Below are 22,431 nucleotides of genomic sequence, written 5' to 3'. Positions count from 1 at the left end.
TTTACTTGGATTTCCAGCTCAACTAATTCAGAAGGAATCGTCGCTGCTATAGCATCAACAAGAGACTGCACGCCTCAAGCCAATCGAACCCATTTCTCATCAGAACTTTCCTTCAACACACAACATTCTGGAGGCTTAATTTGAAATCTCTCTATAAGAATATCGCCTTTATTATATTGTTCAAATGTTTCTAAGTTTAGTTCTTCTACTACTAGATTAGCAATACGGCTCTCATTTTGTGGCCAAAACCATGTCGGTCCAAGGTCAAATTTGCCCAAATTAGGTCTGTTTGGAGCAGAAGTACTCAGAACCCTACATTTAATACGGTTGTTCAGTAAACAAAGATGCAGTACGCAGACCGCTTAAATCTGCTCCAACAATAATTACAGAATTGATAGTTTTTCCTCTTTTATTAATGTTATTTAAAGATTCAAATGCAGAAATTTAAATTCCTATTTTCTTTACCTTCCTGTGAGAAATCTTCGCATAGAATTGTTTTAGATTAATTAGAAAAATTTATATGTGTTTTTCCCACTTGCTTTCGCTCTATATAACGCATTATCGGCTTTTTTTATTAGTTCATTTAAGGTTTGTTTGTCTTTATTAGAGTATGTTAATATCCCAATACTTACTGACAAGTAAAAATCCATTACCTGTAGTTCCCATGATGATAATTTCTTCACTAAAGTTTGAGCTATCTTGCTTATTTCTTGATTATCAAAATCTCCCACTAAATGGACTAAAAATTCATCACCACCTAAACGAAATAGCACCCCATTTAAGTTATGTTGTTGAATTACACTTTCAATTTTTATAGCGCATTCTTTTAAAACTATGTCTCCCATACTATGACCCAGACTGTCATTAATTTCTTTAAATCCATCCAAGTCCAGTAGAAATATTGTTCCTGCTTTTTCGATATATTCATTAAAGTATTTTTCAAGAAAATGTCTATTGTAACAACCAGTTAGATAATCTCTATAGGCAATTCTTTCAAGTTCTAAATAAAAGGAAAACAAATTAGTGATTTTTTCTATCAGCTTTATACACCGTTCATCATATTTTGTAGCACTCTCGTTCACAGCACATAAGGTCCCAAAGACTTCACCATTCTTTAAAATTATTGGAATTCCTAGATATGCATTAACATTTGCATTCATTAATGTATCTTTTACCTCTTCTAAATTTGGTTCTTTACTTAAATCTTCATATTTTAATGGTATCCCCTTCGCAAAATCAATTCTATTACAAAGAGTCTTATTTAATGGTAATTTTAATCCCTTTTTAATTGTAATATTCTCGTTATTACTAGAAATAGCTACAACATATTGTTCTGTATTAGTTAAAATACTTAAGAATAAAAAACTATGTGGTAATATCTCTTTAGCGAGTATTAGAATATTCATTGTAAGTTCATTAAAATTATTATAAAGAGGATATTCATAGGTGTTTCTCTGCATTTTTAATTTACCTCCAAAATTATCTTAAATTCATTAAGCGTAAAATAATCTCATTGAATAGGATACCTTTTTAAAATTTATTTTTTTAGTATTTTTTGCATTATACCTAATTATTCAAGTATGCCCACAGTAATTGAATAAAATAGTCCTTCCCAGCATAAAGTAAAGTTTAAGCATTTTATTATATAATGTTAAGTTGAGATGTACACTTCTTTAGCTTTATCATGATTGTCGCTCTGGCTGTTGATTATAGTATTTTCATAACGATGCAATATAATGAACTGGACGGAACACTTCAATAGAAAATAATGGAACCCTCTCGTCAAATGGGAGGAGCTGATTATCTGCAGCCTTGGTTCTAGGGGGTACTTTTGCTACCCTTATTCCTTCTGACGTACTTACATTAATTGAAGTAGCAAGCGTGGTTTAAATTAATATTGTTCATTCTTAACCTTAATTAAGATAAAAAAACGTCTAATCCTTGGTGCTGCATCCGGATTTTAGACGTTTATTATTAGAAATTATTTAAGCATTAGTTCATTCGATTTAACAAGAAGTAAAAGCAAATAGAGCTAAAAATTGAATCCATATTACACTATTATTATAGAGTGAAAACTAAGTATTCGACTTCATCTACTTCACAAGACTTTTACTGAAAATAACACTTCTGTAGTTTGTAGGATTCCAGTTAACATATTCAATAAAAACGATAACCCTTCTTACCATAATATTTTATAAGATGACGTTCCCCTTCAGCAGTATCAAGTGCTAGTTCTTCCATTTTTTCTGTTAACGCTAACTTCTCCACTAATTCAAGTAGTTTCAGCCCCACTTCTTTAGATTGAAAGGAAGGGTGAACACTAAACCGACCAATTTTTGCTACATTCTCTTTATCATACCAATGGCAACCTGTATTGTTCTTAGGTCAGTAATAGGAAATAGAACTATTAATTTCACATCTATTAATGCAATAAAGCATACCGCATTTTTCTATTCTTTTCCTCGTAATGGTAGAGTCTTGGTGAGTCGCCATATAATTTAATCCTAGATCCGCTAGTGATAAATTTAACTAATTTCTTCTGATAATATACAAAAACTGCAGTTTTGTCAGAAATACTAAGAACTCTTACCTAAGCTCGTAATTTAATTTCTCTTATTCTACACTCAGTCGAATATATAAACTCATCCTTCCCCATATTTCCTACAAGTTATACTTCCGAATTAAATAGGTTGGTGTACAGCTCCATGCATGACAATAGCTGTTAATTAAATGGTGACCATAAGGAGAGAAGGCTTTATCCTTTGGATTATAGAGTTCCCAAAAATGTGTAAGCTCCATCTTCTAGCATTCCTCCCCAATATATTTTCATCTTATCCAAAGCAGCTTCTTTATCACCTGCTACCAAATAAGCCTCGACTAGATGATGATACATATATGGTGTGGCTCCGCTCTATAGCAGCAATAGAAGAAACTATTTCTAGGGTTTGCTTTGCTTCATGTGCGGTAAGAACGCCTGCTAAAACCATCCACACCTGGCTTGCATAGGAAATTTGCTTATTCGGACCACTTATAAATAGCTGTTTTTCTGAATCCTATAAATACTTTTTACTAATTTTCACTTATCCTATTTTTATTACAAAAGAAACAGAAAAAACGACCAAATTATTCAAGAGTCGAATTGTAAGGTTCCGGTAAAAAATATTGATAAAATCATCCATCTTATGGTTTGTTTACTCAAAGAAGAATAATTTGTCTAACTTGTTAAAAACTACTTTCTAATGACTATTTTTTTTAAAGGAGTTTATATAGTATGGACCAATTTCAAAGATATGAGTTAAGGCGAATAAATCATCAAAGTAACGAGTATGAATTGGTGATTCACCTAGCTGATCATTTATCCGAGTTTGCTAACGAATTAGGGACAATTGACAGAGAAAAAAAAGATTTAATTGAGCTAGCAAAACAGATTATTAGTGACCGTTATCCTCATATCAAGGTAACAATGGTAAAAGTACTTATTGGTGGAATCGCCGTTACATCTCTTTCATTAATGGGTGGGAATGAATCATCAGTACACGCTGCAACTAATTCAGCCACGGCTAATCAAGTAACTCCAAATAGCAATATTTATTACCATGTCAGTTCCGGTGACACCCTTTGGAACATCTCTAGAAAGTTCAATATAACAGTTAATACTATTAAAGTGGCAAACAATCTATCATCTGATGTTTTGCAGTTTAATCAGCAGCTTATTATCCCAAAAGCAGTCCACACTGTAGGAACTGGTGACTATTTAACGGTACTGGCAAAAAACTATGGGACTACGGTTAATGCTATTAAGCAAGCAAATGGTTTAACCAGTGACAATACACGTCTAGGGCAAGTATTAATTATCCCTGTTCTAATTGAAGAACAAACGACGACTAAACCTGCAACACAGACAAGTACTTACACTGTAATAGCAGGAGACACGTTATCTGCCATTTCTAAACGTTTTGGAACAACAGTAGAAGCTTTACGCACTGAAAATAAATTAAACTCCGACTTGTTACGGATCGGGCAAACCCTGGCACTTCCAACAAATACAACTGATACACATGCGCCAGAGCAAGTCACTAGAGAGTATAGAGTGGTTGCTGGAGATAGCTTATCAGTTATAGCTAAACGTTTTGGAACAACAGTTGATGTATTAAAAAGCGCAAATAATTTAACATCAAACTTGTTAAGAATTGGGCAAGTATTAACAATCCCGGATGCTCCTACACAGGAATTAGCACCAACTACTGCAAAAAGTTATACAGTGGTGGCCGGAGATAATTTATGGCTGATAGCCGATCGTAATGGAACAAATGTTGATACTTTACGATCAGCAAACAATTTAACGTCAGATGTTTTAAAAATCGGTCAGATTTTAATGATTCCAACCGTTAGTAATACAAATGTACCCCAACCGACCAATACTTCTGAACAAGCACAGGAACCAGTGCAAGAGGTCCAAGAGGAAAGAGCAACCTTTGTTTATTCGGTTCGTTCCGGAGACTCACTCTCTGTTATTGCTAAACGATTTGGTGTCACAAGCGAGGCCATTCGTAGTATAAATAACTTGAATTCTGATTTCTTGCAAGTAGGGCAAGCGTTAACCATTCCAAATGGAATCAATGCACCTGAGCAGACTGGTGCCAATACCATTACTTACACTACTCATACAGTAGCATCCGGGGAAAACATTTGGGACTTAAGCATTCGTTATGGAATACCACAGTCAGAGTTACTTCGAGCAAACAATATGACAACTAACAGTCCACTTTCAATTGGCCAAAAACTAACAATTCCGGTACACAATATTTCTGTTAAACCAGTTGTAAGTGAAAGACATGGAGAATACCTTGATTGGTGGACAGAAGCCCAATATGTCTTTCCTATTGGTAAAACCACAAAAGTAACGGATTTTGCGACTGGTAAAAGCTTTTACATCAAGAGAACAATAGGTGCTAACCATGCAGACAGCGAAACCGTCACTGTTAATGATACAAATATCGCAAAGTCGATTTGGGATGGTTTCTCATGGATACCTCGTGCTGTCATTTTAGAAATTGACGGTAGAAAAATAGCGGCAAGCATGAGCTTTATGCCCCATGAACAAGATTACATCGCAAATAATGGGATTACAGGGCATTTCGATGTTTATTTTGGAAACTCTATTCGCCATGTAGACGGGAAACCAGATGCTTCTCACCAATCTCAAGTTGAAAGAGCAGCAGGTCTTAAATAAGCACAAAACCTTCCTTAGGTATAGGCACCTATATGTTTATTTTTAGAGAGAATGTAACTGATTTAACTAATTACTACTTCTCTCTAATCTTACTAAATCCCAGCTTTTTAACACTAATTTTCCATTGGTAGATTTCAAGGATGAAATTCCAAAATTAAATTTTTTTCAGGATTCCTTCCAACAAATACTCTAACTGTTCTTTTTTCCTAGTGTGAAAATGTCCATAAAATACGGTGTTTATTTTTTCTGAAACATCATTGAAGATTTATCCCTGTTGGTTTCCCTCTTCTGTAAGGTAAATGAGAGTTAATCTGCTTTCCTCCTTGCTCTTTATTCTAACTATATAACCAAGTTTTTGAAGACTAGGATGTAAAAAATTTGCTCCTCTTCTTTGATTTAGTGCTAGTCTTTGTAGGTACATTTTTTCTAATCTATTGTGTAATTTGCTAAATAGGTCATCTATTATAATGGATGTTTTCAATATTGATTACATTATTACTCCATGTAGCCCTAGGTTGTTCCAAAGATACATCAGACATTAAATCCCTACTTCCTAGCTTACACCTTACTACTAGTTCCTTTACTCTCATTTCAGTTAAATCTTCTAAGTCTATTACTTTAAACTCAAGGTGAAATTGAATTAGTACATACAAAATAAAGAATCTGTTTTACTTGAGAGAGATTAATATATAGTAGATTAAATCTAAAAAATGCCTAACCACCATAAAGATTAGCTCTTCTGGTGGTTAGACAAGATTTATAAGGAAAAATTCTTCTATGCTTTTTTCCTATTCAAAAATATTAATATACCAATAACTGTTAATACACTTCCTATCAAAAGGAAATTAAATAAGCTAGTCGCTGTATTAGGTAATTTCTTTCCATTATTATTTTCAGACGCCTTTTGCTCATTTGCTGGCTTTGTTGGTTTACCATCTTCTCCTGGGTTAGTCGGCTTCTCTCCTCCTGGTTCAGTTGGGTTCTCTCCTCCTGGATCTGTCGGGTTCTCTCCTCCTGGATCTGTTGGGTTCTCTCCTCCTGGATCTGTTGGGTTCTCTCCTCCTGGATCTGTCGGGTTCTCTTCTCCTGGTTCAGTTGGGTTCTCTCCTCCTGGATCTGTTGGGTTCTCTCCTCCTGGATCTGTCGGGTTCTCTCCTCCATTAGAATTGGCTTTTATCACTACTTCACTAAAGTCCATAAATGCGCCATTTACGGTAGTAACACTTATGGTTACTTGCCCCTCTTTTTTAGCCTTCACTTTTCCTGTTTCGTCCACTTCTGCTATTTCTTCATTACTACTAGACCATACAACATCTTTATTAATCGCATCATCTGGAGCTACCGTTGCAGAAAGCTGTTCTTCCTCTCCAACAATCATTTCAACTGATTCCTTATTAACAGAAACACTAGTTACTTGTTTTTCTACAGGTGGTTCAGTCACTTTCGGCACCTGTGAAAGTAGGGCTTCATGCTCTGCCTTTGTGACTGGAATGACGGTGCCATGACGAGGTGATGCAGGTAAATCATAGTCATCAGATATTTTCCATTCCCCTGAGTTTAAGTCAGTCGTTTCAAATGGAACATATCCTCTGCCCCCAAACTCATCTACAAATAGATACCATTTCTCCTCTGTATTTGATTTAAAAATAGTTGGTCCCTCTCCAGCACTTATGGTACCTTTTCCAATTCCTTCTTTAATGACATCAAAGCTAGAATCAAGAACAGTATCTCCTACCTCTTGAAATACAAATTTTCCATTTGGTGATGTAGATGTGTTATTTCTTTCATCTTTTGAAAAACGATAAATTTTCCCATCATGCTCAATCATTGTGGTGTCTATAACAGAATATCCATTGTCTATATATACTTCTGGTTCTGTAAATGTATAGAAATCCCTTGTTTTGCTGTACATCATTTTGTTATGAGTAGAACCAGTATGCTCTTCATCCTCATAAATCTTAGATGCCCAGAAGACAATATACTCTCCTGTTGAATCATCGTAAAAAATCTCTGGTGCCCATGTATTACCTGCTTCTTTCGGAGCAACTTCGACCATTCTTTGTTCAGACCAATTAATTAAATCATTTGATTCCCAAACCATAATGGATTTGCTTCCTTGTCTTTGGGCTTTATCCCAATTCCAGTTTCCATTTATTTTTAGGTCTGTTGCAATCATATAGAATTTGTCTCCTTCAGGTGAGCGGATGACGAACGGATCTCTTAGTCCCTTCTCTCCTAAATTTGAAGTAATAGCAGGTTCTCCATTATTCAAATCTTTCCATTTTAATGGATTATTCCCTTCACTTAAGGCAAAGTAGATTTGTTCACCATTTGAAGTACCTTCACCTGTAAAATAACTAAATACATACCCTTCATAGTTTTCCTTCTTCGGCATTTCTTTCACTGTTGCAAGAAAGGACTTTGAAACAGATGCATTTTTTAATGTAATGGTTGCTGTTAAGATTACTGTTATATTTCCTTCTCCATTTTTCGGGCGGTTTACCTCTCCAGTTGTTGTTATTACGGAAGGGTTATTAGATTTCCAAGTTACAGTTGTACCACCATCACCAGTTGTTGGTAAAGTCAGATTACCGCGCACATCATTTATATTATTAACCTTCAACTTTTGTGAAGCCGCTTTAACAGCATCTAAATTCAGTGGCTTCTTTGAAACTACTACTGTAAATTCTTTAGTAGCTGTATGCTTTCCATCAGAGACAGTAGCTAATATTTTCACTTCTTGATCTCCTTCTTCATACTCAGGTCTATTTACTGCTCCTTCATTAGAAATTATCTTTGGATTCTCAGATTCCCATTTGATTGTTGTACCATTTGAACCTTTTTCAGAAAATTTCAAGTCTGAAGTAATAGAGTCTTTCGTTTTGTTTGTTTCAAGAAAATCATCATAATCCAGTTCCTTTGCAACATGCTGAACTAGTAAACCTTCTAAATTAACAATCTTCTTATCCGCTTCTTCTTTCAATTTTGCTATCTCTGTTGGATTTAATGCACCATCATAGACTTCAAAATCTGCAACCATTCCACCAAAATAAGGATCACTTGAGTAAAAGGATTTTCCGATAAATCCACTAGATCCATTTATATTGTTAATTTGCTGTAAGGTATAGCCATTTGTGGAAGAACTGGCAACCTCAATACCATCTATATACAGTTTCATTGTTTCGTCTTTTTCAGACATTACTGCTGTAACTAATTTCCACTCATTAGAAGCTAATTCTCCTGTAGATGCATTTGCTCCAGCTTCATTACTCCAACTTGTAATACCCATACCAAATCTTGCTGAACGATCTCCTGAGTTACGTTTTGGTGTGGTAAATAAGTATTTATTACTATCCTGTCCAAATGCAAATAGCCATTCTGCTTCATTTTTTCCGTTCCAATTCACTAAAGAAGAAACCGTTACGCTATCTAAGTTATTTAAAATACCTTTAGGTAGCTCTATATAAGAATCTGTTGTTCCACCTTTTAAAGAAAGTGCTCCTGCTGCATCGCCTTTCATTAATTCTGCCTTTTCTGGATTCACTAGCTTCCCTTCGAATTTTCCTGTATTATCTACTACCTTTGTTCCATCTATATTTTTCAAATCATAATCTAGAATTAAGTTCACTTCTTCTGGCTCTTCTACAGGAGGCTGTGTACTCTCTTCATCTGCTAAAGTATTAATCTCTTCTGTATTTAAAGCACGGTTATAGATTCTGAAATCATCAAACTTACCCTTAAATAAACTATGCTGATCATTATTAGATTTCCCTAAATAGTTCATTGTTGTTTCTAAAAGCATTCTTGGTTCAACATTATAGGTAGAGCTTCTGGAAACTTCTTTACCATCTACATATAATACTGCATCAAATCCTTCTATAGTTATGGCAACATGCTGCCATTTCTCTGTAGCCATCTTTGGAGCTCTCACTGCATATTTGTAACTGTTACTTAATAAAGAATCTTTGTTTCCGAACTTCTCCGTAAATGGTGTTATAATGGCGAATTCTAAGTTGCCTGAATCACCTTGAGTGCTTAAATACATCGTATTCCGGTTAGCTACTCTCCCAGTGTTAGAAGAAAAATCAAAGATACGTTGATTGGCTTGGTTTGTTTCTACTTTAACCCAAGTAGACATCGTCATATTTACTAGATTAAGATCCTTCATTAAATTATTGGGAAGCTCAATATATCCCGTATCCCCATCTAATGCTACTGAGCTAGTAGATGCACCAATTCTATCCTCCGAATCGAGTTTTGAGCCACCTACTAATTTTGCATCATATCCATTATTAGAGATATCTTTAACTATTGTTCCATTCATATCCTCTTGATCAAAAGTATAATGTACTACTGGTTTATCTGATTCTGTTGGACCAGCGACTCCGTATTTTTGTTGAAGTGCATTATACTCCTCTCTAGTAATTGGTAGTACTGTTCCATGTCTTGGACCTGAGGGAAGGGCATATTCTGATGATGGAAGCAGATTATTTACAAACTGGGAACCATCTTCTAAATTATTGGACCAACGGACATGATATGGCCAAGAATCTAAGAACATATACCATTTATCTTCATGAATATCTTTAAATATGGTTTGGCCCTCATTATTTCCTTGATGCCCTATTAACCCCGTGTTTCCACTCTTCGTCCCTGGAATAACTTCGTACTGAAATCCATTTTCTATAATTCCATCTTTATCGGAGAAAATATCTGTTGCTTTTTCGTAATATACGCGATAATTAACCTCTGACTTTGTAAAACGATAAAAGGTTCCATTATTCTCAATAAAACTAGTATCAATAGTTGGAAAACCTTCATCAATAAATACCTTTGGCTCTGAGAAGCTATAGAAATCTCTTGTGGTTGCATAGTACATTACATTGTATTGTCCGGCTGGCCTTCCATTAGGGTAATTACCATACGTTTCATCATTTTTCATGGAAGATGCCCAAAAGACTACATATTCTCCTGTTTTCTCATTATAAATAGCTTCTGGTGCCCATGTATTTCCTCCTGTTTTCGGAGCTACTTCTATCATTCTTTGCTCGCTCCAGTTCACCAGGTCATCTGACTCCCAAACCATTAAGTAATGACTACCAGTTATTTGGGCTTGATCAAAATTCGTGCTCTCTCCCATTTTTAAATCTGTAGCCAACATGTAAAATTTATCCCCTTCTGGAGATCGAATGATAAATGGATCTCGAAGACCTTTCTCTCCCATATTAGATTGAAGAACAGATTGACCATTATTTAAAGCTCTCCATTTTAATGGATCTTCCGCAGTTGCAAAGGAAATCTCCTCTCCACCCTCATATTCACCAGTAAAATAAGAGAAGAAATACGCATCATAATCTAGTTTCCCTGGATTTTTGACCACAGTTAAATCAAATTTCTTTTCTACTTCCTTCTCACCATTTGCAATTTTTGCTGTTAATGTTAAATTAGTAGTTTTATCTGGTCTATTAACCCAGCCTAGTTTATTGGGATCCTCAACAGCTTGATTTGATCCCTTTACAATCTCTGGATTAGAAGATTCCCAAGTTATCGTACTTCCATACTCTCCTTTGACAGGAAGCTCTATATTCCCTCTAATATTTTCCTTATTTTCAATTATTAAAGACGTTGCATCTAGCTCTGCCTTGTTTCCATCATCAAACTCTTTTAACACAATCACTTTAAATACTTTATTAACAGTTATCCCTTGATAGTTTAAAGTTGCTGTTATTTCTACTTCTTTATCAGATTCTTTATTTAAAGGTCTTGTTACTTTGCCATCATTTGATATAACTTCTGTGTGATTGGAACTCCAAGTTATTGGGATGTTATGCTTTCCACTCTTCGGAAGTGATAAATTACTTGTAATTGCCTCTACACTTTTATCCTTACTATTTAAATAGTTTGTAATGTCTAAAGATTCCCATGCTTGATTAACTACTAGCTGGTTAAGCTCAGCTACCTTTGTAGTAGCTTCTGAATATAGCTGTATAACTTCTTCATCTGATAAAGCTCCCTTGTACACTCGAAAATCCCCAATCATTCCTTTAAAAAAAGGATCATTTTTGAAGATCGATTTCCCTAGGTATCCAGAAAATGCAGCTTCAGGATCAATAATATCGGATAGCTTCTTATCCCCTGCAGATCCTAATGCTACCTTTTCTCCGTTAACATATAGATTCATAGTGTTAGTGCTACCAGAGAAAACCACTGTTGCTAGTTCCCATTTCCCTGCTTGAATGGCTGACTTTCCTTTTAGAAGTGATTCATTTCTCCAGCCAGCTTGTGAAATACCTGTTGCCGAAACATTACCTGAACCATGTCGTGGTGTGACAAAAAAGTATTTGTTTCCATTTTCAGCATCCTCTGTTGATTTCCCAAGTCCGAATATCCAACGGTTTGCACCATCATTCTCCCAGTTCACTAATGCTGAAACAGTTACATCCTCCAAACCTGATAACAAATCGTTTCCATTTGCTCTCTTTGGGATTTCTATATATCCACTCTTAGAGGATGCATCTCCTCCGTTAAACGAAACATATCCAGCCAATTCATTCGAAACAAGTGAACCATTTTGTGGATTTTTAAATACGCCATCTAATGTGCTCTCCCCTCCAGATATATCTTTAACAATTATTTGATCTCCCACTTTTTCTGTTGTTTTCATATCATAATGTAGAATTAATTCAGAACTAGATGTCTGTTCTGCTACCACAATTTGCGGGACTATCTGTGAAAACATCTGAAAGATTAATAGAGTTATAAGAAATATAGATATGCTTTTTCTTTTCACTATGTCTTGCCTCCTTAATAATTTGTTATGCCTACTTTATTATAAAACGCTTTCATTAAACTTTTAATGGACTAACATTCGAAATTACTTTCAATTTATTGGTTAAACTGATCCTTCATTATTTACTTTGGATTTTCTTTTGATAAATTTGGATTATTTTTAATGCCATCCCGCTAACAACTGAAAAACCTCACAATATGATACTCCATCAAAGACTGATTAAGTATTTCTCGTGAGGTCAGACAATTACCATTGTTTTCATATTAATCTCAACACAACCTTATTCTTTTAAGAAGAAGTCGTTGTTGTTTGGCCTTGCTTGCTTCTTGTGACAATAATCCGTTGTAGTACAATAAATAGCATAAGCAAAGCTCCTATAGCTATCTTCGTCCACCAAGAACTTAATGTTCCTTCAAATACGATAACTGTTTGAATAATCCCCAATATAAGTACACCTACTACACTTCCAGCAACATACCCTGCACCACCTGTTAGTAGTGTGCCACCAATAACTACTGCAGCAATTGTATCGAGCTCTAGTCCATTGGCATGCAATCCATACCCAGAAAGCATATAGAAAGTAAAAATTAATCCTGCGAGAGATGCACAGAAACCGCTTATCGTATAAATAAGTATTTTGGATTTTCCAACAGGTAATCCCATTAAAAGGGCGGATTGTTCGCTTCCACCAATTGCATAAACATTTCTTCCAAACTTCGTATAGTGTGCCATGTAGATGGCAGCAAATACAACCACTAATGCAATAAGTACACTAATAGTGATAAAATTACCACCACCAATTGGAATACGTGTACTTGCCATAGTGTTGAAAAATGGATGGTTAATCGAAATAGTTTCCACACTGATTAAATAACTAAGCCCTCTTGCAAGAAACATCCCTGCAAGCGTTACAATAAATGGTTGTAAATTAAAATAATGAATGAGGCAGCCCATGCCAAAACCAAGAACTGTACCTACAAGCAAACTGATTGGAATAACTAACCAAGGGGAAATTTCGGCATGCATGGTTAAGCTAGCACCCACCATACTTGTTAAAGCAATAACAGATCCTACTGAAAGATCAATCCCTCCTGAAAGAATGACAAAGGTCATTCCGACTGCTACAACAATTAGAAAAGCATTATCAATAAATAAATTAAGAAATACTTGTGTAGATAGAAATCCTGTATAACGAATAGAACCAAATATATACATCAAAATAAACAAAAAGATAGTGGCCATTAGTGGGAGTTTTTTTGAATCAATTGATAAGCTACTCATGATAATGTCGCTCCCTCCCTTTTCTTTTCTGCATTCTTTATCGACCTATTTCCTAATATTTTCTTTCTGAATTCTTGTGATTGTAGGAGACAAACAAGGAAGACCACTACTGCTTTTACAACTAAATTTATTTCTGGAGCTATCCCTATAGAATAAATGGTTGTAGTTAAACTTTGAATGATAAGTGCACCAATTAATGTTCCACGAAGAGAAAATCTTCCCCCATTTAAAGAGGTACCTCCGATAACCACTGCTAAAATGGCATCCAGTTCATACCATAAACCAGCATTATTTCCATCTGCACTGGCAACATTTGAGCTTAATATTAATCCACCAATGCCAGCACATATACCAGAGAATATATAAACCATTAATAGAATATTTTTGGAATTTAATCCTGCTAATCTACTAGCTTCTGGATTGCTACCTACTGACTCAATAAATAATCCTAGTGCCGTTTTTCGAGTCAAAAATGCAGCTATAGCCAATACTGCTCCTACAAGAAAGATGGAGAATGGAAGCATGAGAAGATGTCCTCCACCTATATAGGTATATGGGTCATAATAAACCGTCATAATTTGTCCATCTGTAATTAACTGGGCAATTCCACGACCTGCAACCATTAATATTAATGTAGCAACAATTGGTTGGACACCTATCCGAGAGACTAGTAGTCCGTTCCATGTACCAGTAATGACAGAAGTTAGGATAATTAATCCGATGGCAATCAAGAGTGGTGTTAACCCATCTCCAGTGGCAGTACTTACAGTCATTGCACCAACTGCACCAGCTACTGCAATGACAGACCCAACACTTAGATCTACTCCCTTTGTCGCAACAACAAGTGTCATTCCAATGGAGACTAGTATTAAAGGAGCTCCTCTATTTAGAATATCTATGAGACTACCTGTTAAATATCCATTTCTTACTTCTATTGAAAAGAAGCTTCTATCAAAAAACAAATTAATAAGAAGAATGAGTAGTAAGACAATCAGTGGCCAAAATAATTTAGATTTCATCATGACATATTTCCCCCAGCCATCACTTTCATGATATCTTGCTGTGAAAGTTGCTTCTGATTATTCATTTCTGATACCTTTTTACGATCTCGTAAAACAGCAATTTTATGACAGGTTCTAATTACTTCTTCTAACTCAGAAGAAACGAACAAAATAGATTTTCCCTCTTCACTTAATGTGATCATTAGTTTTTGAATTTCTGCTTTTGCACCAATATCAATTCCTCTAGTTGGTTCATCGAGTATAAGAAGATCTGGATTTGTAATTAACCATCTTGCTAGTAATACTTTCTGCTGATTGCCTCCACTTAAATTTTTGATAAGCTGTTCGGGATTTGGTGGATTGATATTTAAGAGTTTAATATATTCATCTGCAATTTCTATTTGTTTTTTCCTAGATATAAACTTAAACCATCCTTCTACACCTTGCATAGCTAATATCATGTTTTCACGTATCGTTAAGTCAGCAATTATGCCTTCTAATTTTCTATTTTCTGAGCAAAAAGCTATCTTATTCTTAATTGCTTGTCTTGGTGAATGAATAGAAATCTTTTTTTCATTTAGAAACATCTCGCCAGTTTCTGCTTTATCTGCACCAAACAGCAATCTTGCAAGTTCTGATCTACCAGATCCCAGCAATCCCGCAAGTCCTACAATCTCTCCCTTACTAATGGTCAGATCAAATGGTTCAATATGACCTTTTTTAGATACATTCTTTCCCTGGAATAAACATTCCTTTTCTTGCTCACGCTCCTGCTTGCTTCTATTCTTATTTTCCTTTAGTTCCTCTAGGTCCTTACCTATCATCTTTGAAATAAGCTCAAGTCTTTCCATCTCTTTGGTTACATACTCTCCAACCCAAGTACCATTCCGAAGAACTGTCAAACGGTCCGTAATTTCATAGATTTGATCTAAAAAGTGACTAACAAAAACAATAGCTAATCCCTCTTCTTTTAATTTCCTCATTACACTAAATAGCTGTTGCACCTCGTTTTGATCCAAACTAGATGTAGGTTCATCTAAGATTAATACTTTTGCCGAAACATTAAGAGCACGTGCTATAGCTATCATCTGTTGAATGGCAACAGAATAGGTAGACAAAAGTTTTGTCACATCAATATCTAAATTCAAACGAGACTTCAATAACTCCTTCGCCTGGCGATTCATTTCCTTCCAATCAATTCGACCACGTTTCATCAATTCTCGACCAATAAATATATTTTCTACTACAGATAAATTAGTACATAAATTTACTTCTTGATAAACTGTACTAATCCCTAAATCTTGAGCTTCAAACGGATTAGAAACTTTAATAGATTTACCTTCTAACTGTATACTTCCTTCATCAAATGAATATACACCTGTTAACACCTTAATAAGGGTAGACTTACCAGCTCCATTTTCCCCCATAAGTGCATGAACCTCACCTGGATATAATGTTAAATGGACTTTAGATAAAGCTCTCACACCTGGGAACTCCTTAGTAATTCCTTCCATTACCAATATTGGCTCTCTTATTTCCACAGGATTACCTCCTAATATGCATTTTAGGGATATAGAAAGCCACTAGGTACATTTTACAAACACTAGTGACTTTCTGCACTTTCTTTAATATTCTCGAGTAGGAAGTAACTCTTCTGCTTGGTCCATAGTATACATGCTCTCTTCTACCGCTACACGTTTTTCCATTTTTTCACCAGCTAGATGTGCTTCAATTAAATCTACCATTTGTGGGCCAAATAATGGATTACACTCAATTGTCACATTCATTTTCCCATCAGCCATTGCTTCGAACGCACCTTTTACTGCATCAACTCCAATAATTTTAATATCTTTTCCTGGCTCTAATCCATATTCCTCAATTGCCTGAATTGCACCAATTGCCATATCATCATTATGAGAAAATAAGACATCTATGTTTTCACCATCAGATTTTAAGAATGCTTCCATGACTTCTTTTCCTTTAGCTCTTGTAAAGTCACCTGTTTGGGACTTAATTACCTTTAAATTTGGATGATCCTTAATAACTTCCTCAAATCCTTCCTTCCGATCAATGGCAGGAGCAGAACCTACTGTACCTTGTAGTTCTACGATATTAACATCGCCTTCTACATCCTTCGTTTCTTCCACTAACCAATTGGCAGCTTTTCTACCTTCTTCAACAAAATCAGATCCTAAGAATGTTACCCATAGGGAATCATCTTCAATATCAACTGCACGATCTGCTAGAAATACTGGGATTCCCGCATCCTTTGCTTCTTGTAGAACCGTTTCAAATCCTGTTTCAACAACTGGAGAGAATACAATAGCATCTACTTTTTGAGCAATAAATGAGCGAATTGCTTTCAACTGATTTTCTTGTTTCTGTTGAGCATCTGAAAATTTCAATTCGTGACCAGCTGCTTTAATGGCATCTTGCATAGATTTAGTGTTAGCTGTTCTCCATTCACTTTCAGCTCCTACTTGTGAAAAACCAATCACTAGCTTATCGCCTGCTTTCCCATCCTCAGAATCAGTGTTATCACTAGTGCTTCCTCCACTACTAGATGAACTACATGCTGAAAGTAAAAGGATGACAGACATCACGATAAGAAGAAGTACTTTTCCTTGTAATAATTTTTTCATATAAGACCCTCCTTTTATTACCATTCATTTGGTTTGACTGAATTGGCATACTTTTATATTAAAGCGTTTTCAAAACAAATTAAATAGAATACCTTTAGATAAAATTGCATTATTTTTATTAAAATTGGGATTAAATTAAGAAGTGGGATTATTTTTTTGAAAAGATGTATTATTTTGCTTACAAATGTTCGTCCAAACTATTAACACTAAATTTCGTTATTTCACAAAGAATATTACTTTATTTTCTTCTATAAATTCACGCAGGATGATAAAACCTTGCTGTTAAAACCTGCAAAATTGGAAATTTACTTAGCTTTTTCCCTAAAATTGTTATATGCTCATATTAAAGCGTTTTCATTCACTTACAAACACTTACCTTTATTATTTAATTATAGGGGGGGAACTTCTATTGAAAGGAATTAGAAATATAAAGGATTATTCATTACGAACTAAATTAATACTTGTTTTCTTGGCTATTCTTGTATGGCTTGCTAGCATTAATTTTATTCAAATTTACCTCTTTATGGGATATGTAAAGCAATATAATGACATGTTAGAAACTATAACTCTAACAAATTCCATTAACGGTGTATTAAAACAAAAACTTAATGATGAAATCAGAGAAATAGCTTATGGGAAAGTTCCTTTTGAGGATGGAACACAATACGAGCATCTTAAGAATATGTATCTCAATCTAGAGAAAATTGAAGCGAATGATGAAAATAAGCAGTTTTCAGTTGAGATAACTGGAGTAAGAGAAACATTACATACCACCAACCAATATATTGATCAACTTGGTGAGCAAATCCAAGGAGCTGCATCTGCTGATGAACGGTCCATTACATATGAATATATTACCATTCTATCCGATTTAATTGATGAAAAAGTGCAACTATTATTGCAATCCACTTTAATTATGATAGAGGACTCGAAAAATACCATTTCCACTCATCTAAAAAGAGATTTAACTATCTATATTGGATCATTTATCATTCTGTTTATAATGGCTATTTTATTTGCTTGGTTCATTTCTAATAATTTTGTCAAACCAATACGCAACCTTGGGCAAAAAACCAATAAATTAGCAGAAGGAGATTTAACTATTGGTGTAATCCCTATAACCACTAATAATGAAATTGGAGACTTATGTCGGTCGTATAATCGTATGTATGATAACTTAAAAGACATCATCATTAGTGTAAGAAAAACAAATGACCTTGTTGTCATCACTTCCAAAGATATTCACCAAAGTATTCTTGAAAATCAGCTCGCAGGCGAAGAAGTTGCTGAAGCCACACAGACCATTTCAATTAATCTTCATCAGCAAGATCAACTCATTCAACAATCTGTATCCACAGTAGAAACACTTTTTTATATGCATAATGAAATAGTAAAACAATCTAATCAAATTAATAAACATTCTAAGGAAACAACTCAATTATCTATAGAAGTGAATGATCAAATTATTCATTTTATGGATAAAGTAGTACACACATTTGCTAATCTTCGCCCATTATGGAGTAATCCAAATGAACAGCATCATGATTTTTTACAAATAAAAGAAAACTTTAATAGGATGAAACTATTATTAATGGAATCCAATGTATTATGCCTTACCCTTTATAACAGTGTCACCCAACCTTCTATGACCAATAAAACAGAAGAAACAATATTGCGAATAAAAGAGATATCCGATGAAGGACATCAACTTTCTGAAGGTATAGAAAATCAAATACTAGATCTACAGCATGTCTTTTTATCTACCAAAACTAAACTTAAGCAAAATTCAGAACAAATTTATGAAGCCACTCAGCAATCTAGTTCAATCAAAAACCAATATCAAAGAATTCTCCATCTAAGAAATCAACAACAGGAAGAAATTGAGAATATGAAACAAAATATTCAAGTAGCTTTTGACCAAATGCTCAAAGTACGACATAGCATCTCTGAAATTGAACAAAGTTCTCGGATAAATAAGGAGCAAATTGTTGGTATAGCAGCAATGGGCGAAGAACAGCTTACTACTATTGAAGAAATATCAGATTTTTCCTTCAAACTTGTAGAACGTATACATGATATGGAAAGAAATATGAAAAAGTTCACTTTATGAGCGATTCACATTTATACATAGACTGGTTGGGGATAAGATGAAATTTATACAATGGCTTCAATCGAGATTACGAGTAAAGCTATTACTAATATTCATAGCTTTAACTGTTGTCCCGCTCATATTAGTTGGTATGATATCTTATCTAAAATCTTACCGAATTATCTCAGAGTATTCCTACTCACTATCACAACTTCAAGTAGATCAAGTAAATCAAGAATTAGATAGTATCATTCAGGATATTAAACAATTTACAGAGATTGGAAAAAAGGATAGTACTATTCAATTTTTAATCGATAAAGAAAATACAGCTGATGAAGCGAAAAGTATTTTAAGTTTAATTCAATTATATAAAGAAAACTATCCATCTAGTGAAGCAATGATGAATATTAAAGTTATTGGCTTAGATTGGAAAGCAGTAAGTGAGGACAGAGGTGTTCATCAGTTAGATAATGCTTCCATCAATCAACTTAAGGGATTAAAACTCGTAGAACAACCACAGATAACAAGGATAGAACCTATTTATAAGAATAGTACACCTGCACTTTCTATGACAAGCGCAATTATTCATACTGATTCTAAAGAGGTCATAGGATTCATAAATATTGTGATAAAAACATCTGTTTTTAAATCTATTCTTCATAATGCTGCTATGAAAATACCTGGAACTTATCATATAGAATTAGAAAATGGAAATATCCTCTTTTCTTCACCAGAGTGGCAACCAATCCCTTCATTCAAGAATAGGAAGCAAATTGAAGGCAAGTCTTCTGGATACTTATCAGAAAATGGAAATCTATTAATCTTTCAAACATCTTCCATAACCGGATGGAAAGTGATGCAAGTTGTATCACTAGCTGAAGTAAGAAAAGAAACAAAAGATATGAAAAGCCTTATCATATTAACCGTGGGTTCAAGTGTTATTTTTTCCATTCTCCTTTACTTTTTTATTACTTCTAAGTTCATTCATCCATTAAGAATACTAAAGGAAAAGATGAAGGAGTCCTCACAAGGAAATCTTAATGTGCAAATAATCAATAATGGAACAGACGAAATTGCTGAGCTAGCGACTAGTTTTAATAAAATGATTTCAAAAATCAACCTACTTCTTAATGATCGTGTTAATGAGGAGAAGCAATTAAAAATTGCCGAACTTCGGACACTACAAGCCCAGATAAATCCACATTTTTTATACAATACACTTGAAACGATTATTTGGATGGCTGAAGCTAAGAAAGAGAAAAAAGTAATTGAACTAACCAAAGCTTTATCTCAATTGTTTCGAATTTCCTTAAGTAAAGGAAAAGATTTTATAAAAATTGAAGAAGAAATTAATCATATTCGTAATTATCTATTCATTCAAGAAATGCGCTACCAGGATATTTTAGATGTAAGCTATCACATAAATCGGGAAATTTTGTCTTGTGAAATTATGAAGTTAACCTTACAACCACTTGTAGAGAATGCCATTTATCATGGGATTAAGAATAAAAGAGGCAAAGGATTTGTTCGTATAAAGGGTGATTTTACACAAGAAGGAAATATTTGTATTGATATTATTGATAATGGATTAGGAATGAATGAGGATCGGCTTGAGGAAATTAGAAAACAGCTAAACTTAGGAATTCCATTCGAGAAAGACACAGGTGGATTTGGTTTAGTCAATGTTCATCAACGGCTACTTCTTCATTATGGGGAACCATTTGGATTAAGTATTAGAAGTTGGTATGGATCAGGCACTCGTGTTAGCTTAATAATTCCTGCAAAGAGGTGTTAATCGTGAGAAAAATATTCTTAGTAGATGATGAGATGGCAATTCGTGATGGAATTGGAAAAAGTATTAACTGGGAAAATGAAGGCTTTATTTACTGTGGAGATGCATCTGACGGGGAATTAGCATTGCCTTTAATTGAGAAACATCGCCCAGATATTGTCATTACAGATATTCAAATGCCATTCATGAACGGTCTAGAGTTAAGCCATATCTTAAGAGAGAAGTTCCCCTCCATTAAGATCATCATATTAAGTGGACATGATGAATTTGAATATGCAAGAGAAGCTATGCGGATTCAAGTGTCAGAATATTGCTTAAAGCCAGTAAGCTCTCAAGATCTCCTTACCATTCTTCAAAAAGCATCTGCTCAAATTGACCAAGAGGAGAAAAATGAACAGCGATTACTTCATTTAGAATATCAAGTAATACAAAATCAACAAGCTAATCGGGATCAATTTTTATATGAATTATGTGAAGGGTTATATAGTTTTTCTGATGCAATGAAGAAAGCAACAAAATTAAATATTCCTCTTATATCAGAATATTACTATATTATCATTTCTGAATGTTCACTAGACTCTACCATTGACTGGATTCCGAGAAATTACTCTTGTATACGTTTCAGTCGTAAAATAAGAGAATCTATCTTTATTATGTTAGGCAACTCCAAGCAACAGCTTGAGCAAGAAGCAAACTCAATCAGAAAAGAATTAAATGAACATAGTAAACATATAGAACTGCTCTTTGGAATAGGAAGAGTAGAGAGCAGGATCCAAGGAATTTCCCTTTCTTTCACGGAAGCTGAAGAAGAAAAGAATAACGCAAAAATTATTCAAAAATATAGGACAGAGGATATGAATAAGACATTGGAATCTCATATTGACTGCAAACAAATGAATAGAATGCAATTATTAGAATTTCTCAAAACAGGAAAAGTTGATGATATAAACCATTTTTCTAGTAACTATTCAGCCTTCCTAAATTCAGATAATATACGTTCACAATTGACCATCTATTATTTTATAATGGATTTCACTATCACGGTAACTCATTATTTAAAAGATGAGGAATCTATCTCTGATAATCCAGAAATTATTCAGAAAGTTAGCCATCTAGAACATAAAGCAAGTTGGGTAAGAAATTACACAGACGTACTTAACTACATGGAAAATATGTTAAAACTTGTTCTCTCTATTCGAAAAAACAAAGCAATTTCTTATACTCAAACTATACAACTTACTGTTAACTATATTCAAAGTCACTATCATAATTCTCAACTTTCCCTCCAAACAGTATCTGATGCGGTAAATATAAGTGCTTCCTATCTAAGTCATTTGTTTAGCCAAGAAACAGGCACTACGTTAATTGAGTATTTAACCAACATAAGAATAGAAAAAGCAAAAGAACTTTTATTGAAAACACATAATAAAACCTATGAAATTGCCACTCAAGTGGGATACAGTGATTCACATTATTTCTGTAGAACCTTTAAGAAGGTTACAGGGTTAACAACTCGTCAATATAAAAATCAGGCGCAAAAAGAATTCTTTGAATATGTGGAAGATACTCCTTAATGTTAAAGGATAATATTCCACATTATTCT

At 34.3% G+C, this 22,431-nt stretch carries 13 protein-coding genes and 1 pseudogene; 5 read left to right on the top strand and 9 right to left on the bottom strand.

What is annotated here, in order from left to right:
* Nucleotides 1-74: 74 nt before the first annotated feature.
* Both F9279_RS24825 and F9279_RS01425 read right to left on the bottom strand, forming a co-directional pair.
* Nucleotides 75-278, bottom strand: coding sequence for a hypothetical protein (locus F9279_RS24825; RefSeq protein ID WP_193224385.1), 204 nt, complete (start codon nt 276-278; stop codon nt 75-77).
* Nucleotides 279-506: 228 nt separating this feature from the next.
* Entirely contained in the window at nt 507-1,406 is a 900-nt protein-coding gene (locus tag F9279_RS01425) for a sensor domain-containing diguanylate cyclase (RefSeq protein ID WP_193224384.1), read from the bottom strand.
* A gap of 254 nt (nt 1,407-1,660) precedes the next feature.
* Here F9279_RS01425 and F9279_RS01420 point away from each other — a divergent pair.
* Nucleotides 1,661-1,887 (top strand): annotated as a pseudogene (locus F9279_RS01420) (MMPL family transporter); the annotation flags it as partial.
* A gap of 270 nt (nt 1,888-2,157) precedes the next feature.
* Here the strand turns inward: F9279_RS01420 and F9279_RS01415 are convergent.
* On the bottom strand, nt 2,158-2,334 hold the full coding sequence (locus F9279_RS01415; protein WP_152110972.1) for a GNAT family N-acetyltransferase: 177 nt from the start codon (nt 2,332-2,334) through the stop codon (nt 2,158-2,160).
* 433 nt (nt 2,335-2,767) lie between these two features.
* Nucleotides 2,768-2,893, bottom strand: a complete 126-nt coding sequence (locus tag F9279_RS25880) for a hypothetical protein (RefSeq protein WP_264298209.1) — start codon at nt 2,891-2,893, stop codon at nt 2,768-2,770.
* 378 nt (nt 2,894-3,271) lie between these two features.
* On the opposite strand from F9279_RS25880, the gene F9279_RS01405 reads away from it, so the two are divergent.
* The gene (locus F9279_RS01405; protein WP_152110842.1) at nt 3,272-5,233 is read left to right on the top strand and encodes a LysM peptidoglycan-binding domain-containing protein; all 1,962 of its coding nucleotides are present in this window, start codon (nt 3,272-3,274) and stop codon (nt 5,231-5,233) included.
* A gap of 775 nt (nt 5,234-6,008) precedes the next feature.
* On the opposite strand, the gene F9279_RS01400 is transcribed toward F9279_RS01405, so the two are convergent.
* The 5 genes from F9279_RS01400 to F9279_RS01380 all read right to left on the bottom strand — a co-directional run bounded on the left by F9279_RS01400 (nt 6,009) and on the right by F9279_RS01380 (nt 16,947).
* Nucleotides 6,009-12,023 (bottom strand): immunoglobulin-like domain-containing protein, encoded by a 6,015-nt coding sequence (locus F9279_RS01400; RefSeq protein WP_152110841.1) that lies wholly within the window; start codon nt 12,021-12,023, stop codon nt 6,009-6,011.
* Between the two features lie 288 nt (nt 12,024-12,311).
* On the bottom strand, nt 12,312-13,304 hold the full coding sequence (yjfF, locus tag F9279_RS01395; protein ID WP_152110840.1) for a galactofuranose ABC transporter, permease protein YjfF: 993 nt from the start codon (nt 13,302-13,304) through the stop codon (nt 12,312-12,314).
* Nucleotides 13,301-14,326 carry an ABC transporter permease gene (locus tag F9279_RS01390; protein ID WP_152110839.1) on the bottom strand — a complete coding sequence of 342 codons (1,026 nt, stop codon included), beginning with the start codon at nt 14,324-14,326 and terminating at the stop codon, nt 13,301-13,303. Before F9279_RS01390 ends, yjfF begins: the two co-directional genes overlap by 4 nt.
* Nucleotides 14,323-15,819, bottom strand: a complete 1,497-nt coding sequence (locus F9279_RS01385; RefSeq protein ID WP_152110971.1) for a sugar ABC transporter ATP-binding protein — start codon at nt 15,817-15,819, stop codon at nt 14,323-14,325. Before F9279_RS01385 ends, F9279_RS01390 begins: the two co-directional genes overlap by 4 nt.
* Nucleotides 15,820-15,930: 111 nt before the next feature.
* Entirely contained in the window at nt 15,931-16,947 is a 1,017-nt protein-coding gene (locus tag F9279_RS01380; RefSeq protein WP_152110838.1) for an ABC transporter substrate-binding protein, read from the bottom strand.
* A 409-nt stretch (nt 16,948-17,356) separates the two neighbouring features.
* On the opposite strand from F9279_RS01380, the gene F9279_RS01375 reads away from it, so the two are divergent.
* Genes F9279_RS01375 through F9279_RS01365 form a run of 3 tightly spaced genes read left to right on the top strand, consistent with a single transcriptional unit; the run spans nt 17,357 to nt 22,402 of the window.
* Nucleotides 17,357-19,057 carry a HAMP domain-containing protein gene (locus F9279_RS01375; RefSeq protein WP_193224383.1) on the top strand — a complete coding sequence of 567 codons (1,701 nt, stop codon included), beginning with the start codon at nt 17,357-17,359 and terminating at the stop codon, nt 19,055-19,057.
* A gap of 37 nt (nt 19,058-19,094) precedes the next feature.
* Complete coding sequence (locus tag F9279_RS01370) at nt 19,095-20,831, top strand: sensor histidine kinase (RefSeq protein ID WP_152110836.1); 1,737 nt, start codon at nt 19,095-19,097, stop codon at nt 20,829-20,831.
* 2 nt (nt 20,832-20,833) lie between these two features.
* Nucleotides 20,834-22,402 carry a response regulator gene (locus F9279_RS01365; protein ID WP_152110835.1) on the top strand — a complete coding sequence of 523 codons (1,569 nt, stop codon included), beginning with the start codon at nt 20,834-20,836 and terminating at the stop codon, nt 22,400-22,402.
* Nucleotides 22,403-22,431 lie beyond the last annotated feature (29 nt).

The sequence above is a fragment of the Bacillus sp. B1-b2 genome (genome assembly GCF_009183415.1).
In the GTDB taxonomy this organism is placed as follows: domain Bacteria; phylum Bacillota; class Bacilli; order Bacillales; family Cytobacillaceae; genus Niallia.
The sequence above is the reverse complement of the archived record's forward strand: the minus strand, read 5'-3'. Positions and strand labels throughout refer to the sequence as shown.